Origin of the sequence: Compostibacter hankyongensis (assembly GCF_039541075.1) — a bacterium.
Lineage (GTDB): Bacteria > Bacteroidota > Bacteroidia > Chitinophagales > Chitinophagaceae > Compostibacter > Compostibacter hankyongensis.
The window spans coordinates 215,074-231,529 of the sequence record NZ_BAABFN010000006.1; the positions used below are offsets into that span (position 1 = coordinate 215,074).

Annotated in this window: 12 protein-coding genes; 9 read left to right on the plus strand and 3 right to left on the minus strand. The window is 58.0% G+C overall.

What is annotated here, in order from left to right; all coding sequences use genetic code 11:
* Window positions 1–24: 24 nt before the first annotated feature.
* The 3 genes from ABD851_RS13250 to ABD851_RS13260 all read left to right on the plus strand — a co-directional run bounded on the left by ABD851_RS13250 (window position 25) and on the right by ABD851_RS13260 (window position 4,630).
* Entirely contained in the window at window positions 25–2,061 is a 2,037-nt protein-coding gene (locus tag ABD851_RS13250; protein ID WP_344980046.1) for a family 20 glycosylhydrolase, read from the plus strand.
* A gap of 86 nt (window positions 2,062–2,147) precedes the next feature.
* The gene (locus ABD851_RS13255) at window positions 2,148–4,289 is read left to right on the plus strand and encodes a glycoside hydrolase family 20 zincin-like fold domain-containing protein (RefSeq protein WP_344980048.1); all 2,142 of its coding nucleotides are present in this window, start codon (window positions 2,148–2,150) and stop codon (window positions 4,287–4,289) included.
* A 170-nt stretch (window positions 4,290–4,459) separates the two neighbouring features.
* Complete coding sequence (locus ABD851_RS13260) at window positions 4,460–4,630, plus strand: hypothetical protein (RefSeq protein WP_344980049.1); 171 nt, start codon at window positions 4,460–4,462, stop codon at window positions 4,628–4,630.
* Between the two features lie 6 nt (window positions 4,631–4,636).
* On the opposite strand, the gene ABD851_RS13265 is transcribed toward ABD851_RS13260, so the two are convergent.
* Both ABD851_RS13265 and ABD851_RS13270 read right to left on the minus strand, forming a co-directional pair.
* Window positions 4,637–4,984: a DUF488 domain-containing protein gene (locus ABD851_RS13265; protein ID WP_344980051.1), complete on the minus strand. Its 348-nt coding sequence runs from the start codon at window positions 4,982–4,984 to the stop codon at window positions 4,637–4,639.
* 19 nt (window positions 4,985–5,003) lie between these two features.
* Window positions 5,004–5,699, minus strand: coding sequence for a uracil-DNA glycosylase family protein (locus ABD851_RS13270; protein ID WP_344980052.1), 696 nt, complete (start codon window positions 5,697–5,699; stop codon window positions 5,004–5,006).
* A gap of 156 nt (window positions 5,700–5,855) precedes the next feature.
* Between ABD851_RS13270 and ABD851_RS13275 the strand changes: the two genes are divergently transcribed.
* The 5 genes from ABD851_RS13275 (at window position 5,856) to ABD851_RS13295 (ending at window position 14,403) form a co-directional block, all read left to right on the plus strand.
* Entirely contained in the window at window positions 5,856–7,178 is a 1,323-nt protein-coding gene (locus ABD851_RS13275; protein ID WP_344980054.1) for a Gfo/Idh/MocA family protein, read from the plus strand.
* A 140-nt stretch (window positions 7,179–7,318) separates the two neighbouring features.
* Entirely contained in the window at window positions 7,319–9,658 is a 2,340-nt protein-coding gene (locus tag ABD851_RS13280; protein WP_344980055.1) for a PSD1 and planctomycete cytochrome C domain-containing protein, read from the plus strand.
* Window positions 9,659–9,662: 4 nt separating this feature from the next.
* Window positions 9,663–11,120, plus strand: coding sequence for a DUF1501 domain-containing protein (locus ABD851_RS13285; RefSeq protein ID WP_344980057.1), 1,458 nt, complete (start codon window positions 9,663–9,665; stop codon window positions 11,118–11,120).
* A 41-nt stretch (window positions 11,121–11,161) separates the two neighbouring features.
* The gene (locus ABD851_RS13290; protein ID WP_344980058.1) at window positions 11,162–12,187 is read left to right on the plus strand and encodes an NHL repeat-containing protein; all 1,026 of its coding nucleotides are present in this window, start codon (window positions 11,162–11,164) and stop codon (window positions 12,185–12,187) included.
* Between the two features lie 65 nt (window positions 12,188–12,252).
* Complete coding sequence (locus tag ABD851_RS13295; RefSeq protein WP_344980060.1) at window positions 12,253–14,403, plus strand: chitobiase/beta-hexosaminidase C-terminal domain-containing protein; 2,151 nt, start codon at window positions 12,253–12,255, stop codon at window positions 14,401–14,403.
* Here ABD851_RS13295 and ABD851_RS13300 read toward each other — a convergent pair.
* The gene (locus ABD851_RS13300) at window positions 14,374–15,186 is read right to left on the minus strand and encodes a glucosamine-6-phosphate deaminase (RefSeq protein ID WP_344980061.1); all 813 of its coding nucleotides are present in this window, start codon (window positions 15,184–15,186) and stop codon (window positions 14,374–14,376) included. The two genes, ABD851_RS13295 and ABD851_RS13300, sit on opposite strands and share 30 nt — an antisense overlap.
* A 297-nt stretch (window positions 15,187–15,483) precedes the next feature.
* On the opposite strand from ABD851_RS13300, the gene ABD851_RS13305 reads away from it, so the two are divergent.
* Window positions 15,484–16,443: a 2-dehydro-3-deoxygalactonokinase gene (locus ABD851_RS13305; protein WP_344980063.1), complete on the plus strand. Its 960-nt coding sequence runs from the start codon at window positions 15,484–15,486 to the stop codon at window positions 16,441–16,443.
* Window positions 16,444–16,456: the final 13 nt, after the last annotated feature.

The following is a 16,456-nucleotide window of genomic DNA, read 5'->3' on the forward strand; positions in this document are numbered from 1 at the left end:
AACTTTTTCCGAATGAATTATCGTATGATACAGCACCCAAAAAGAAAGATCAAAACAGGCCTCTTACTCGGACTGTGCCTAATACTGTCCACCGGGCTTACCGCCCAGCGGCGCACCGATACGCCGGCCCTGATCCCGGCGCCGCAATCCGTGGAGTGGACCGGCGGCAACTTCGCCCTGTCCCGCTGCCGGGCAGTCGTGGTCAGCGATCCTTCCCTCGAAAAAGAAGTGTCCCGCTGGCAACAACGGATGGGGCTGCACATTCCCGTAACGCAAGGCGGAGGAGATGAGCCCAACTCCCTGCGGGTGATCCTCGAAAAGGTAAACGTCCCCATGGGAGCAACGGAAGCCTACCGGCTGGAGGCGGATTCCAAAGGCATAACGCTGGCCGCCAATACACCGCACGGCATCTTCAACGGACTGCAGACGCTCGCCCAGCTAACGGCCGGTAATCATAACGTCCCGGGCTGTCATATCGTGGACTACCCGGCTTACCCATGGCGCGGCTTTATGGTGGACGTGGGCCGGAATTACCAATCCCCCGAGCTGCTGAAACAGCAGATCGACATCATGTCGCGCTACAAGCTCAACGTCTTTCATTTCCATCTCACCGAAGATGTGGCCTGGCGGCTGCAGATCAGAAAATATCCCCGGCTCACCGCGGCGGAGACGATGACGCGCAACAAGGGTAAGTTTTACAGCATAGCCGAAATGAAGGACCTGATCCGCTATTGCCGCGAACGGCATATCACCCTTGTGCCGGAGCTGGACATGCCCGGGCACAGCAAGGCCTTCTTCCGCGCCATGGGTACGGATATGCAAAGCGATAGCGGGCTGCATATCGTCAAAGAGATCCTCCGCGAAGTATGTACCACCTACGACGTGCCTTATATCCATATCGGCGGAGATGAGGTTGCCATCCGCAACAAGCGCTTCCTGCCCGAAGTGGCGCGGCTGATCGCCGGCTACCACAAGCAGGTCATCGGTTGGGCGCCGGGCGGTAATTATCCGGAGAATACCATCCGTCATGTATGGGGCAACCGCGCCGAACCGGATATCCGTGCCGGCGCGCGGTATATCGACTCCCGGGACCTCTACCTGAGCGATATGGATCCGGAGAGCAGCGTCGTCACGATCTTCGACCGGCAGCTCGGCGGCAGGGTCCGGGGCGACAGCCAGCTGCTGGGGGCCGAGATATGCCTCTGGGACGACCGGAGGATGGCGCGCGAAGAAGATCATCTCATCCAGAATGCGGTGTACCCCGATATGCTCGCCTTCGGAGAACGGAGCTGGAAAGGCGGAGGCTACCCGGGCACCGTGCTGAGCATCGGTCCCGACACTTCGGCCAGGGCCAAGGAGTTCAAGGCCTTCGAGCAACGCCTGCTCGCGCACAAGAAGGCTTATTTCTCAAAACTGCCCTTTCCTTACGCCGGGCAAACCCGGCTCCGCTGGAAGCTGTTCGGCCCGTTCGAGAACAACGGCAACACCGGCGCATCCTTCTGGCCGGAATACGCCGATAGCACCCCGCTGGATTCAGCCGCTTCCGTCCGCGCTACGGGAGCCACCCTGTGGCTCTGGTATCACAACAATGACCACAACTACGAGTCCTGGATCCCGGAGCCGCGGCAACATACTACCTGGTACGCCTATACGCGGCTCTGGTCATCGTCAGATACCACCATCCGCATGTGGATCGGCTTCAGGAACCTGCTCCGCTCCCTGGCCCGGGAAACGCCGGAAGCCGGCACCTGGGATGAAAAGCAAAGCAACATCCGGATAAACGGAAAGATCATTCCCCCGCCGGCCTGGAAATATCCCGGCCGCCAGCTCCACAAAGACCTGGAGCTGCCGCTGACCGACGAGAACTATTACTTCCGCCCGCCCGCATTCGTATCGCTGAAAAAAGGATGGAACACTATCCTTGTAAAGCTGCCGCTGCTGATGCCGGAATCGTTTGAACCCTGGCAAAGAAGATGTATGTTTACCGTGATACCCGTTCACCGCGAAGCGGGCGATATCAACTGGTATGCGGATCCGGTCCGCTCCGATCCGGACCGGTAACGGCAGCGCGGACGGCCTTGCCGGTGAAGCCGCTTACGGAAATTTTCGCTTATCGGAATTTATAGAAACAGCATAAAACAATCGCTATGAAGTTTTTGATCTCCAGCCTGGCCCTCTGTCTGCTTTGTACGACGTTCTCTGCCTCGGCAGCGCCCGGCCGGGACAGCCTTACCGGAAAATTCAGCCTCCTGCCCCGGCCCCAGAAGCTGGAATGGCAGTCCGGCCCCGGCATCGCCGCCAATGCCCTGCGGGGTATTCACCTTCAGGGTATCGACAAAAGACCCGTGCTGTACGGAACAACGCTGGCTGCGCTGCCCGTAGCCGCGCAGGGCGGAAAAGGCGTGCTCTCCCTGACCCTGTCGGATGATCCCGCCCTTCCCGAATCCCCCGAAGGATATATCCTCACCATCGCCAATGGGGAAGTTGCCATCCGCGCCCGGGCGGCCGCCGGTCTTTTTTATGGCTGCCAGACCCTGGGGCAGCTCCTCGAAGACGCCCGGGACCAGCAGGTGCCCGTACCCGCCTGCAGGATCACCGATTATCCGGATATCGCCTACCGGGCGGTACACCTGGACCTGAAGCACCATATGGACCACGTGCGTTACTATTACGACATGATGGACCGCCTCGCCAGGATCAAGGTCAACGCCGTCATTGTGGAGTTTGAAGACAAGCTGCGTTACCGCAAGGCCAAAGCCGTCGGCGCCAGCGATGCCATCTCCGTGGAGCAGTTTGCCGCGCTGAGCCGCTACGCACACGACCGTAATATCGAGATCAGCCCGCTGGTACAGGGGCTGGGGCACGCTTCCTTTATCCTCAAGCATGAAGAGTACAAGCGGCTGCGGGAAGACAGCACCTCCGACTGGGCTTTTTCCCCGCTGGACCCGGATACCTATAAGCTGCAGTTCTCGCTCTATGAAGATGCCATCGCCGCCACGCCCTATGGCAAATACCTCCATGTGGGGGGCGATGAGGTGGGCCGCCTCGGCAGCTCGGCCCTCTCCAAAAAATCCGGCATGAAGCCCTTTGAGCTGCAGATGTACTGGCTCAGGAAAGTATGCGAATTTGCCAAAGCGCATCACCGTATACCCATCTTCTGGGACGATATGGTCTTTAAGCTGGCCGATCTTTACAAGACCACCTATGATCCCGCGCTGACGCCGGCGGAAACCGAAAAGATATGGTCGGAAAACAGGCAAAAGCTGGATGAAAATATCCGGCTGTTTCCCACCAACTGCGTGTATATGCGCTGGAGCTACAGCCATCCTTCCCTGCCGGGCAACATCAATGCGCTGCGGTGGTACAAGACGAATCATCTCAGCGCCATGGCCGCCACCGCGGCCCAACAGACGGCGATGATGCTTCCCAGGGAACACTCCAACTTTGAATCCATCAAAGACTTCTGCCGGATCACCGCCGAACAGGACCTCGACGGCATCCTGTGCACCGTATGGGACGACAGCTCCCCCCACTTCGAAACGGTCTGGCGGGGTCTGCATTATTTTGCCCTGTTCAGCTGGCATTATACCGACATCCCGCTGCAGCAGGCAGCGGCAATATTCCGCCACCGCTTCTACGGACCGGCCCTGAGCGATCCCACCCATGAGATCGAGGATGTGCTGGAGCGCAGCCTCCCCTTCTGGGAAACGGCCCTGCTGGAAAAAGGCGGCAGAAAAAGCGCCGTAAAGGAGATGGACCTGGTGGCCTTACCCGATGCCGGCAGCCCCGGCACATGGAGTGAAAAATACCGCGAAAGGCTGGCGGATGCCCGGGTGGCCCTGGCGCGGTACGACACCGTCCGCAACCGTATCCGGACCGATATGAAGCTGGCCGGAAGAAACCGGTATTCCCTTGAGCTGCTCGATCAGCTCAATGCCCTGCAGATCTACCCCTCCCAGCTACTCATCCTGCTGGAAGCCTACGACAAGGCACCCGCCTCCGGCAAGAAGGCAAAGCTGAATGAGATCCGGCAATATGTCGGAAGCTTTGCAAAACGCAGAAAGCAATTTGAAGCGGTATTCGCTCAAACCCGGGTGCTGTCCAAGCCGGACGACTACCTGCAGGATTCCAATTTCCATCACCATATCGCCAATACTACCCGGAGCAGCGATTGGATGTACCTGGTAGAAATGGCCATGAATGCGGAAATACGGAAATGGACCTCGCTGGAGAATACGCCCTCGCAGCTTACCGTTCCCCGGGAGAACACGAACGGTGAAGGGCATTAACGGTATGCGGCCCCAGGCGATATTCTTGCCGCATCCGTAGAAAAAAATCCCCTGCATGGTTTTCGTGCAGGGGTCTTCAAAACGTAAACCCGTTCAATGCCAGCCGGTAATATCCCGGCGAAACAACGGCATACAAGTTGGCGCGGAGGAAGAAGATAAACCCTGCAGCCATGAAACAGTCCAATAATCTTCCCCGGCATCCGGCAACAAATGCCAAAAAAACAAAAGCAGAAAACAAAGACACGCTGGACAGCCGCAAAAACGAGGAATTTGAATTTAAGGGCGACGACGTAACCCACAACCGGAAAGCCACAAAAAAAGGCAAGAAAAAGAACGGGTAAGCTTTTCTACCCCTGCTTGATAAATTCCTTCAGGGCTGCTGCCTGATTGTGCCGCTCATCTTTGGCGCCATACAGGAGAGTGACCCGCTTATGCGCCTTTATCCGCGTCAGCAAGGTCTCAAAAGCATCCGAACCGCCAAGCTCTGTCCGGTATTTTTTGACAAACTGCGGCCATTTCTCCGGCTCGTGGTTGAACCATTTTCGCAGATCTGCGGAAGGCGCTACCTCCTTCAGCCATTCGTCGATATGCGCGGCTTCTTTCTTCAGGCCGCGGGGCCACAAACGGTCTACCAGGATGCGGTATCCGTCAGCCGTGGAAGCGGGCTCGTATATTCTTTTTATAGTAACGCTCATGACTAAACGCTTTTGTTGTTCAGGATAAGGTGCTGAATGCCGCCAGGTATTTATCGATATAGCTTTGCCGTTGCGCATATCTGTACTGCATAATAAACCGCGGATGCTCCAGCGGGATGATCTTTTTGAAAAAGCCCTGCTCATCGTTCAGGCGGCGCAGGAACTTCCCGTTCTTTCCGCTGCCAAAGCAAAAGCAAACATCCGTCTTTATGCCCAGCGCAATCAGCTTGCCGATACTTTCAATGATAAACCCCTCGGTGGCGCCGAGGAGCTCCCGGCTGTCGTAATAATTGTAATTCTTTTCCCGGCCGGCTGCATCTACCGAAGTGAACCCGAGCGGGCAGGGCGAGTTGATAAAAAGATCGCGGTAGAAAGCTTCAGCGCCGCCGTAGGCATTGATCACCTCATAAACAAAAACAGAAGAGGGCTCGTGGGTGATCTTTCCCTCGTAGCCGATACCGCATTCGCTCTGCAGTCTTTTCGGATCGGTAAACGGGATGCCCGTCAGCCCCGCGCCGAAACGGCCGGGGTTGATCCCCAGGATAATGCGCCTCGGGCGGTTGTCGCTGAAATATTTACGGTAAAAAGTCTCCATGATCTGCAGGGCAGGGCCCGGCGTCTGAAAAGGATTCATCACCCGGATGTCCGGCGGCAACGGCGCGCCGGTATACTCCAGCTGCCGGTGAAACCGGATGGCTTTTTCTGCAAAGGTCATAGGCTGAAATTACGATTTATTCCGGAACGGGGACGATCGGCGCGGGCAGTTATGACAGGATAGCACGAGCCGTGTTCTTTCGGAAGAAAACGCAGTTACTGCCGCAGCACAAAAAATAAAGAATGCTTATCTTGTGAGATCATCAATAACATTGTTATGCACTCCACCCGCCGTGATTTCCTGAAAAATGCCTCCCTTGCAGCTGCCGGTACCGGCATCGCCGGACTTACCCCCCTTCCGCTTTTCCCCGCCGCCAAACGGGTATCGCCCAATGAAAAGATCGTGGTAGCCCTTATCGGGGCCCGCAACATGGGCTTCGGCGATCTTGAAAATGCGATGAAGCAACCGGGAGTGGAATGCGCCGCCCTCTGCGATATCGACGACGAGATCCTGAACCGGCGGGCTGCCGACGTAGAGAAAAGACAGGGAAAAGCCCCCGAGAAATACAAGGACTTCCGCAAGCTGCTGGAACGGAAGGATGTCGATGCCGTTATCATCGGCACGCCGGACCACTGGCACTGCCTCATCATGGCCCATGCCTGTGAAGCCGGCAAGGACGTGTACGTGGAAAAGCCGATGGCCAACTCCATCGGCGAGTGCAACGCCATGGTAAAAGCCGCGCGACGATACAACCGCGTGGTGCAGGTGGGACAGCAGCAGCGCAGCGGGGCTCACTGGAAGCAGGCCATGGACTTTATGAAGGCCGGCAAGATAGGACAGCTGCGGAAAGTGCTGGTATGGGGCAACTTCGGCTACGGCATCGGGCAGAAAAAGGTACCCGACAGCGCGGTTCCGCCCGGCGTGGATTTCGACATGTGGCTGGGGCCCGCCCCGCAGCGGAGCTTTAACGCCGCCCGCTTCCACGGCAGCTGGCGGATGTTCTGGGACTATGGCGGAGGGTTGATCACCGACTGGGGCGTGCACCTGCTGGACATGGCCCTCTGGGTAAAAGACATAAAGGAGCCCCCGCTGGCCGTGATGTCTTCCGGCGGTAACCGGGCTTACCCCGATCACGCGCACGAAACTTTTGACACCCTCGCGGTCAACTACGAGCTGAAAGACTATGACATCACCTGGCAGCACACCGCCGGTACCGAAAGCGGCCCCTATGGACGCAACTACGGTCTCGCCTATATCGGCAACGACGCTACCCTCGTGATCGACCGCGGCGGCTGGGAGCTTTTCCCCGAAAAAGAAAAAGGACAGGACAAGGTGCCGGATATGCCTTTTCAAAAGGGACGCGACTATCACGAGGACCACATGAAAAATTTCCTGGAGTGCATAAAGAGCCGCAAAGACCCGAACTGCACCGTGGAAAATGCCCGGCTCGTGGCCCTCTACGCGCATGCGGGCAACCTGTCCCTGCGTACCCGATCGCGCCTCGAATGGGATGAAGGACGGCAGCATTTTCGCGACAACCCCAGGGCCAACGCCCTGATCACGCCGGCTTACCGCCGGCCCTGGAAGCTGCCGGGTTAAAAGCGCAATACCCCGGCAAATGGGCGGGCTACCGGATTTTCTTGCACCCCGGCTTGCAAACCCCGGCGGATTGGCGTATCTTTAGTAGTGCGCTTTACCGAGGCGCAGCCTCCACCCATGTCCGTAAAACAGGCTGAGCTATGCGAACCTATTGCAGAATCCTCTCGTTGATTACCCTGCTGACGGCTGCCGGCATCTGGCTGGTATCCTGCCACCAGAAAAGCGCCGGTCCCGGCGGCGAAGCATCGGGGCAGCTCCCTGATGTGGTGGATTACAACTTTGATATCCGGCCCATCCTTTCCGACAAATGCTATACCTGCCACGGTCCCGACGCCAACAAACGCAAGGCCGGTCTCCGGCTGGACGTCGCGGAAAATGCATACAAAGCGCTGAAGGATAACCCTGACGCACACGCCCTGGTACCCGGGCACCCCGACCGCTCCGAAGTATACCTGCGCATCAGCAGCAAGGACACCGCCGAGATGATGCCGCCCCCCGAAAGCAACCTGAAGCTGACAGATTTCCAGATCAGCCTGATCAAAAAATGGATCAAGCAGGGCGCCAAATACGAACGGCATTGGGCCTTTACCCCGCCCGAAAAAGAGCCGCTCCCCGCTGTAAAGGAAAAGCAGTGGCCCAAAAACGCCATCGACTATTTCGTCCTCAGCAAGCTGGAAAAAAACGGGCTGAAGCACAGTCCCGAGGCCGATAAGGAACGCCTGCTCAAGCGCGTAAGCCTGGACATTACCGGTCTGCCGCCCACCCTCGCCATGATGGACCGTTTTCTGCAGGACTCCTCCGCCGGCGCCTATGAAAAGATCGTGGACGAGCTGCTCCAAAGCAAGGCCTACGGCGAACGCATGGCCGTGTACTGGATGGATGTGGCCCGCTATGCGGACTCCTACGGTTATCAGGACGACAATATCCGCACACAATGGCCCTGGCGGGATTGGGTCATCAAGGCCTTTAACGAAAACATGCCTTACGACCGCTTCGTGACCTGGCAGCTCGCCGGCGACCTCCTTCCGAATGCCACCCCCGAGCAGATCCTGGCCACGGCCTTTCTTCGCAATCATAAATATACCGAAGAGGGCGGGGTGATCCCGGAAGAATACCGCGTCTCCTATGTGGTGGATAAAACCAATACCTTCGGCAAAGGCATTCTCAGCGTAACCGTACAATGCGCCAATTGCCATGATCATAAGTACGATCCCATCTCGCAGAAAGATTATTTTTCCCTCTACGCCTTTTTTAACAACTCCTATGAAGAAGGATACGAAGGGGATGTATCGACATCCAAACCGGCCAAAACCCCCATCCTCCGTATCAGTCACCAGGAGATAAAAGACCTCCTCACCTTTATCCACGACCCCGATACCAGCTCGCTTATGGTATCGGTAATGGGGGAACGGGAGCCCGACTCCATGCGCAAGACCTATCTGCTGGCCCGCGGCAATTACGAAACCCCAACGGTGGAAGTGCAGCCCTCCACCCCCGCGGCCATCATGCCTTTTGATACCACCCGCTATCCGCGCAACCGCCTCGGTCTTGCCGAATGGACCTTCAGCCGTAAAAATCCCCTGACCGCCCGCTCATTTGTCAACCATATGTGGCAGGAGCTGTTCGGCAGGGGCATCGTAAAAACCTCCAACGACTTTGGCATGCAGGGCGAGCTGCCCTCCCATCCTGAGCTGCTCGACTGGCTGGCGGTAGACTTTATGGATCATGGCTGGGACATGAAGCGGCTGATCAAGACCATCGTGCTTTCATCTACCTACCGGCAGTCCGCCGCCGCCCCGCGGGAGCAGGTGGAGCAGGACCCGGACAACAAGCTGCTGGCCCGCGGACCGCGGGTGAGGCTGCCTGCCGAATTCATCCGCGACCTCGTACTTTCGAGCAGCGGGCTGCTGGTCAACAAGATCGGCGGGCCCAGCGTAAAGCCATACCAGCCCGAGGGGTTGTGGGAATCGGCTACCTCCGGACGCGGAGTGCTGGCCACCTATGTGCAGGACCACGGGGAAAGCTTGTACCGCCGCGGCCTGTACTCCTTTATCAAGCTGACCGTACCGCCGCCCAGCATGCTCATCTTCGACGCCAGCAACCGGGATGTCTGCGAGGTGCAGCGGCTGCGTACCAACACGCCCCTGCAGGCCCTCGTGATGATGAACGATCCCACCGTGCTGGAAGCCTCCCGCGTGCTGGCCGCCAACCTCCTCAGCCAGGGGAGCGGGCAGCAGCAGCTGGTGACCGCCTTCCGCCGGATCGTATGCCGGCGCCCTTCGGCAAAAGAAGTAAAGCTGCTGAACGATTACTGGCAGGACCGGAAAAAATATTTTGCGACACATGCCGCGGAAGCCCGTAAGCTCATCCAGGCCGGGGAATACCCCCAGCGCAAGGATGTGCAGCCCGTGGCGCTTGCCGCCTTCATGCAGGTGGTGAACACCATATACAATATGGATGAAACCATCACGAAAACCTGACATTATGGAAAAAGAAGCCTTAGAGTACGGACTTACGATGAACCGTCGCCGCTTTCTTTCCCGGCTGAGCCTCGGGTTAGGGACGGTGGCCCTCGGCTCCCTGCTGGTGCCCGGTCTTTTCAGCGGGCTGGGCGGCAGCGAAGAAGAGGAGATGATCCCGGGTCTGCCCCATTTTGCCCCCAAGGCCAAACGGGTGATCTATCTTTTTCAGAACGGCGCGCCCTCCCAGCTCGAAACCTTTGACTATAAACCCAGGCTGCGGCAGATGATGGGGCAGGAGCTGCCCGCCTCCATCCGCATGGGACAAAGGCTCACCGGCATGACGGCCGGGCAGAGCTCCTTTCCGCTGGTGGGCTCGTACTACGACTTCAAACAATACGGCCAGTCGGGGGCCTGGATCAGCGAAAAGTTTCCCCATATCGCCGGTATCGCGGACGACATCTGCATCGTCAAATCCATGTATACCGAGGCGATCAACCACGACCCCGCCCTCACCTTTTTCCAGACCGGCGCCCAGCAGGGCAACCGCGCCAGCATGGGCGCCTGGGTCAGCTACGGGCTGGGCACGGAAAACAAAAACCTGCCGGCCTTCTGCGTACTGCTGTCCCGCGGCAAGGGCAACGGGCAGGGCGTATACTCCAAGCTGTGGAGCAACGGCTTTCTGCCCTCCATTCACCAGGGTGTGCAATTCAGCAGCGGGGACAACCCCATCCTGTATCTGAGCGATCCGAACGGCATGAGCAAGTCCTCCCGCCGCAAGATGCTGGATCATGTGGCCGAACTGAACGACATGTCCTATCAGCAGTTTGGCGATCCCGAGATCGTTACCCGCATCCAGCAATACGAGATGGCCTACCGCATGCAGACGGCCGTGCCTGAGATCATGGACGTATCCAAAGAACCCGACGATATCATCAAACTGTACGGGGCAGACTGCCTGGTGCCCGGCACCTATGCCGCCAACTGCCTGCTGGCCCGCAAGCTTTCCGAAAGCGGGGTGCGTTTTGTACAGCTCTATCACCAGGGCTGGGACCAACACGGCAATCTCCCCAACGAGATGGCCGGCCAGGCCAAAGACGTAGATCAGGCCTCCGCTGCGCTGGTCACCGATCTGAAACAACGCGGCCTGCTCGATGAGACGCTGGTGATCTGGGGCGGGGAATTCGGACGCACCAACTACTGCCAGGGTAAGATGACCAAGGAAAATTACGGTCGCGACCATCACCCGCGCTGCTTCTCCATCTGGATGGCCGGCGGCGGCATCAAGCCGGGAATCGTATACGGCGAGACGGACGACTTCGGCTATAACATCACACAGAACCCGGTGCATGTGCACGATTTCCAGGCTACCGTGCTCAACCGCCTCGGCCTCGACCACGAAAAGCTTACCTACAAATTCCAGGGCCGCCGCTTCCGGCTGACCGACGTCAGCGGAAAGGTGGTGAATGATATACTGGTTTGATCAGACAGAACGTTTTACCCAATCTTTATACGCTACACAACATGAACAGAAGAAACTTTGTAAAACAGGCCGCAGTAACCGGCGCGGGAATATTCCTGACCAGGGACCTGCTGGCAAGACCCAAAGGCCCCGTATACGGTCATAATGGGATGCGCTACCGCATGGACAACAAATGGGGCAATCTCGATCCCCATCTCCATCCGGTAAACGATTGCCACGAAATGGTGCAGGACAGCAAAGGCCGTATCATATTGCTTACCAACGAAACCAAAAACAATATCCTTATCTACAGCAAATCCGGCCGCCTGCTGGATTTCTGGGGACACGAGTTCCCCGGCGCGCACGGACTGACCCTGGTGAATGAGAACGGCGAAGAGTTCCTGTTCATCACCGATATCAAGCGGCACCAGGTGTTCAAGACCACCATGACCGGCCGGATCCTGATGACGATCGACTATCCGCAGGAGCCGGGTATATACCAGAAAAAAGAGCAATTCGTCCCGACGGAAACCACCTACACAAACAAAGGAGATTTCTATATCGCCGACGGCTACGGCGCCCAGTATGTGCTCCACTATGATCACAAAGGCAAGCTGCTGAACTATTTCGGGGGACGCGGCGACGGAGACGCCCATCTCGATAACGCCCACGGGATACTGGTGGACCATCGCCCCGAAAATCCGCTGCTCCTGGTTACCGACCGCACGCGAACCTGCTTCAAGCGGTTCAGCCTGAAGGGAGAGCTGATGGATGTGCTGCATCTGCCCGGTGCCTGCGTATGCCGTCCCGTGATCCATGGAGATCACCTCTATGCAGCCGTGCTGCGCTCTCCGGACATGAGCAAGGAAGCCAGCGGCTTTGTAACGATACTGGACAAAAGCGGAAAAGTAGTCTCCAACATCGGGGGCACCGAACCGGTCTATAAGGACGGACAGCTGCAGCAGATGGTACAGGCGGACAAGATATTCATCCACCCGCACGATGTATGCGTGGATGATGAGGAAAACCTGTACGTGGCCCAATGGGCTTCCGGAAAAGTATATCCGTATAAATTCACACGGGTATAAAGGTTTCACCTGCCCGCCGCAAAGCTACGGCAGGCGGGTCCGACCCTTGAAACAAATATTCACGGATGAAACTGAAGTCGATTGCCGGCAGCATCCTGTTTGCCGCCAACCTCTTTCTGCTCCTTCTGCTGGTTTTCGGGAACAGGATCGCGGAGCCTGCCTGGCTCCAGGTGATCGGCCGCATGCATCCCCTGCTGCTGCATTTCCCCATCGTGATCCTGCTGATGGCTTTCCTGTGGGAATGGCTGCCCCTGCGCGCCGACCCCGCACACCGATCCCTGTACCAAAGCGTAGATACCCTGCTGCTGCTGACCGGCTCGCTTACGGCCGTGATCACGGCCATTATGGGCATGTTGCTTTCGCTGCAGGGCGGCTATGAGGGCCATACCGTGCAGTGGCACAAGTGGACCGGCGTAGCCATCGCCTTTCTTTCCTACGGTTATTACAACTACCGGCAGATGCAGCCGGCCTTTACCCTGGTCAACAAGATATCCGGCCCGCTGATCGCGGTATGCCTGGTGGTGGCCGGTCATTTCGGGGCGGGCATCACCCACGGCAGCGGATTTCTGTGGCAACCTATCGAAGCCTCCCGGAAAAAAGCGCCCGTGCCTTTCGAGAAGGCCGTGGTATTCGACGACCTCGTAAAGCCGGTGCTTGAGGCAAAATGCATGAGCTGCCACAACCGGGACAAGGCCAAGGGCAGGCTGGTCATGGAAACCGCCAAACGCCTGCTCAAAGGAGGCAAGCACGGAAAGCTGTTCGTAGCCGGCAAACCCGAGCTGAGCCTGCTGTTGAAAAGGATACACCTACCCCTGGAAGACGACGATCATATGCCTCCGGAAGGTAAGCCCGCGCTCACCGATGCCGAGATGGACCTGCTGTACTGGTGGATCAAGTCCGGCGCGCCGATGGATCAAAAGGTAGCCGCTCTCCCGGCTAAGGATTCTCTCCGGATACTGGCTATGGATTTCTTAAAACCGCCGCATGAAGCGCCCGAGTCGTACGATTTCGCCGCTGCGGACGAAAAGCAGGTACAGCAGCTGAGCAACAACTACCGGGTAATAACCCCGCTGGCCGAAGGATCGCCCGCGCTCAGCGTTGACTTTTATAACAAGAACGCCTATACGCCAAAGTCGGTAGAAGAGCTGAAGCCGCTGGAAGAGCAGATCGTTTCGCTCAACCTCTCGAAGATGCCGGTAAAGGATGCCGACCTGAAAGTCATCAGTCGCTTTCCCAACCTGCGGACGCTCAACCTGAACTTTACGGACATCACCGGCAAGGGCCTGAAAGCGCTGGACGGCCTGAAACACCTGCACAGCCTTTCGGTCTCCGGCACGAAGGTGGACTATGCCTCCATGGCCCGGCTGAAGACGCTGCCGGCGCTGAAGGAAGTATATGCCTGGTCTACCGCGCTGAAGGAAGCGGACGTAGCCCGCCTCAGGAAGCAGCTGGAAAAGATAAGCTTTGAGACCGGATACCGCGATACCGCCCACCAGGTGCTGCCCCTCAGCCCGCCCCTGGTGACCCAGGCGGGCATCTTCAGCGACTCCGTGCAGATACAGCTCCGGCATGTGGTATCGGGAGTACATATCCGCTATACCCTGGACGGCACAGAGCCGGACAGCCTGCAATCGCCGGTCTACAAGACGCCCTTCGTGATCCGCGAAAATACGGTTTTAAAAGCCAGGGCTTTTAAAACAGGATGGCGGGGCAGCAATCCTGTGCGGGCGCAATATCTGAAATCGGCCTACCGGCCGGACAGCATTATCCTGCTCTCCGCCCCCGATGGACAATACAGCGGCAAGGGCGGCCTTGTGCTGGCCGATAAAGAACTGGGCGATATGAATTACGGCAACGGGCAATGGGTGGGCTATCATGGCGGCGACATGCAGGTGCTGCTCCTTTTTCACGAACCGGTGACCCTGCATACGGTAGCCCTCAACTTCCTGGATCATATACCGAGAGCCATTTTTCCACCCTCGCTCGTGGAGGTCTGGGGCGGTACCGACCGGGATCATATGAAGCTGATGGGCAAAACGTCGCCGGTCATGCCGGATAAAGACACACCGCCGGCGCCGCTGCTGGTGACCACGGAGGCGGACGGCGCCGTGCGCTGTATCCGCATTGTGGCCCGTCCGCTGAAGCAGCTGCCGGCCTGGCATGCGGCAAAAGGGCAACCCGCCTGGCTACTCGCCAGCGAAGTCCTGCTCAACTGATCCCTCCGCCGGAGGCATACCGCTCAGCATCTCCGCACTCTCCCTGTCGACATACAGCACGGCATGGTTCTGTGTGCGCAGTATGGTGGAGGGGTACTGTTCGCCAAGGGGCGAATACAAGGTATGATAAACCGCCTGCCGTTTGTTTTTGCCCGGCACCATACAAAAGATATAAGGTGCGCGCAGCAGCGCCGGTATGGTTAAGGTCAGGGCATGTGCGGGCACCTCGCCGATATGGCTGAAGCAGCCGTCGTGCACCTGCTGAAGACGGCAGGCGGCATCCAGCTCCACGGCTTTCACCGCCCGGCTATCGTTGAAATCCGCCACATGCGGATCGTTGAAGGCGATATGGTTGTTTTCCCCGATACCCATGAATACGATGTCCGCCGGGAACCGCTCCAGCAACGCGGCATAGCGGGCGCACTCCGTTTCAATATCTTCCGCATTGCCATCCAGGTAATCCACCGAACGGAACGGCAGCTTTGCAAAGATGCGGTCTTTCAGAAAACGGCCGAAAGCCTGTGGGGCTTCGGCAGGCAGGCCTACATACTCATCCATGTGAAAGGCGCGGATGCGGGACCAGTCAATCCCCGGCTCCCCGCAAAGCGCTTCCAGGAATTCCTGCTGAGAAGGTGCAGCCGCAAAAATGAGATGAAGCTCCGGCTGCCGTTCCAGCAGCTCCCGGAGCCTGGCCGCCGCTTCCCCGGCCGCTTTGCGGCCCATGGTTCCGCGGTCCGGATAAATCTTTACGGTCAGCCGGCCGGCCTTAAAAGTTTGTTCCATCCGTATCGGTTATACCGCAATGCCAAGGCCGATCGCGGTGTGATAAAAAACAGGGTTACCGAGACAGCCGATCCTGCAGGGCGGATATGCAGCCGCTTCATGCAGAGATTTCGGGTACGTACCCGTTCCCGGTCCAAAGAAAAGCATTTTTTATCAAAAAGCGGCGACCTTATGCGTCCGTTTTTGCAATGGACGGCACTCCCGATATCCTCCCCCGCACGATTTGGGCCGGGAAGCCCTCGCAGCTGTCATCCGCGAAGACCCTTCCGTAAAAATGAATTATCTTTCCCGGCAGAGATGGCGCATTCTTTTTTTATCAGCATAGACTGGGGTACCACCAATTTCAGGCTCCGGCTGGCGGAGCTTCCGGAGCTGCATGTCCGGGAAACGATCACTGCGCCGGTTGGCGTCAGGGATATTTATCAGCAGTGGCAGCAGGAAGGCGGAGACCGGGAAACGTTTTTCCTGTCTTTCCTGACGCAGCAGGCTGCGCGGCTGAAAACGCCCTGCCCCGCCAATATCCCCTTCGTGATTTCGGGGATGGCCTCCTCGAATATCGGGATCCGGGAGCTGCCCTATGCGCCGCTGCCGTTTACCCTGAACGGGGCGGGACTTTCCGTAGTACCGCTGCAGCACACCCTGTTTCCGCAGGAGATTTACCTGATCTCCGGCGTAAGCACCACGGCAGACGTCATGCGCGGCGAAGAAGTACAGCTCATCGGGTTGGCCGGCACGGAAGAAACCGCCGGCGATGCGATCTATATCCTCCCCGGCACGCACAGCAAACATATCTTTTGCCGGAACGGCGCCGTATCGCATTTTACCACCTTCATGACCGGCGAGTTGTTTGAAACGATCACGAAGCATACGCTGCTGTCCCGGTCGGTGGCCGTGCCGGAAGACGGCGTGCAGGGTACTCCGGCCTTTGACGAAGGTGTGAAGGACAGCCGGACAGGAGGGTCCATCCTGCAAACGCTGTTCGGTATCCGGGCGCGGCAGCTGCTGGGTAGCCGGACGGTTTGGGAAAACTACAGCTACCTGAGCGGTCTGCTGATCGGTGAAGAAATCCGTACTTTGCAGCGCCATGATACCGGAAAGATATGGCTCTGCGCAGGGGGAGCATTGCAGGCGCCCTACGCCCGGGCGCTGGAGCTGTGCGGTTTTTCCGGCCGGGCGGAGATTATACCGCCCTCTGCCGCAGAGGCTGCTGTTGTACGGGGCCAGGCCAGGATCATGCAGCAGCGGAGCATCTTTTAATAACAACGCCGGG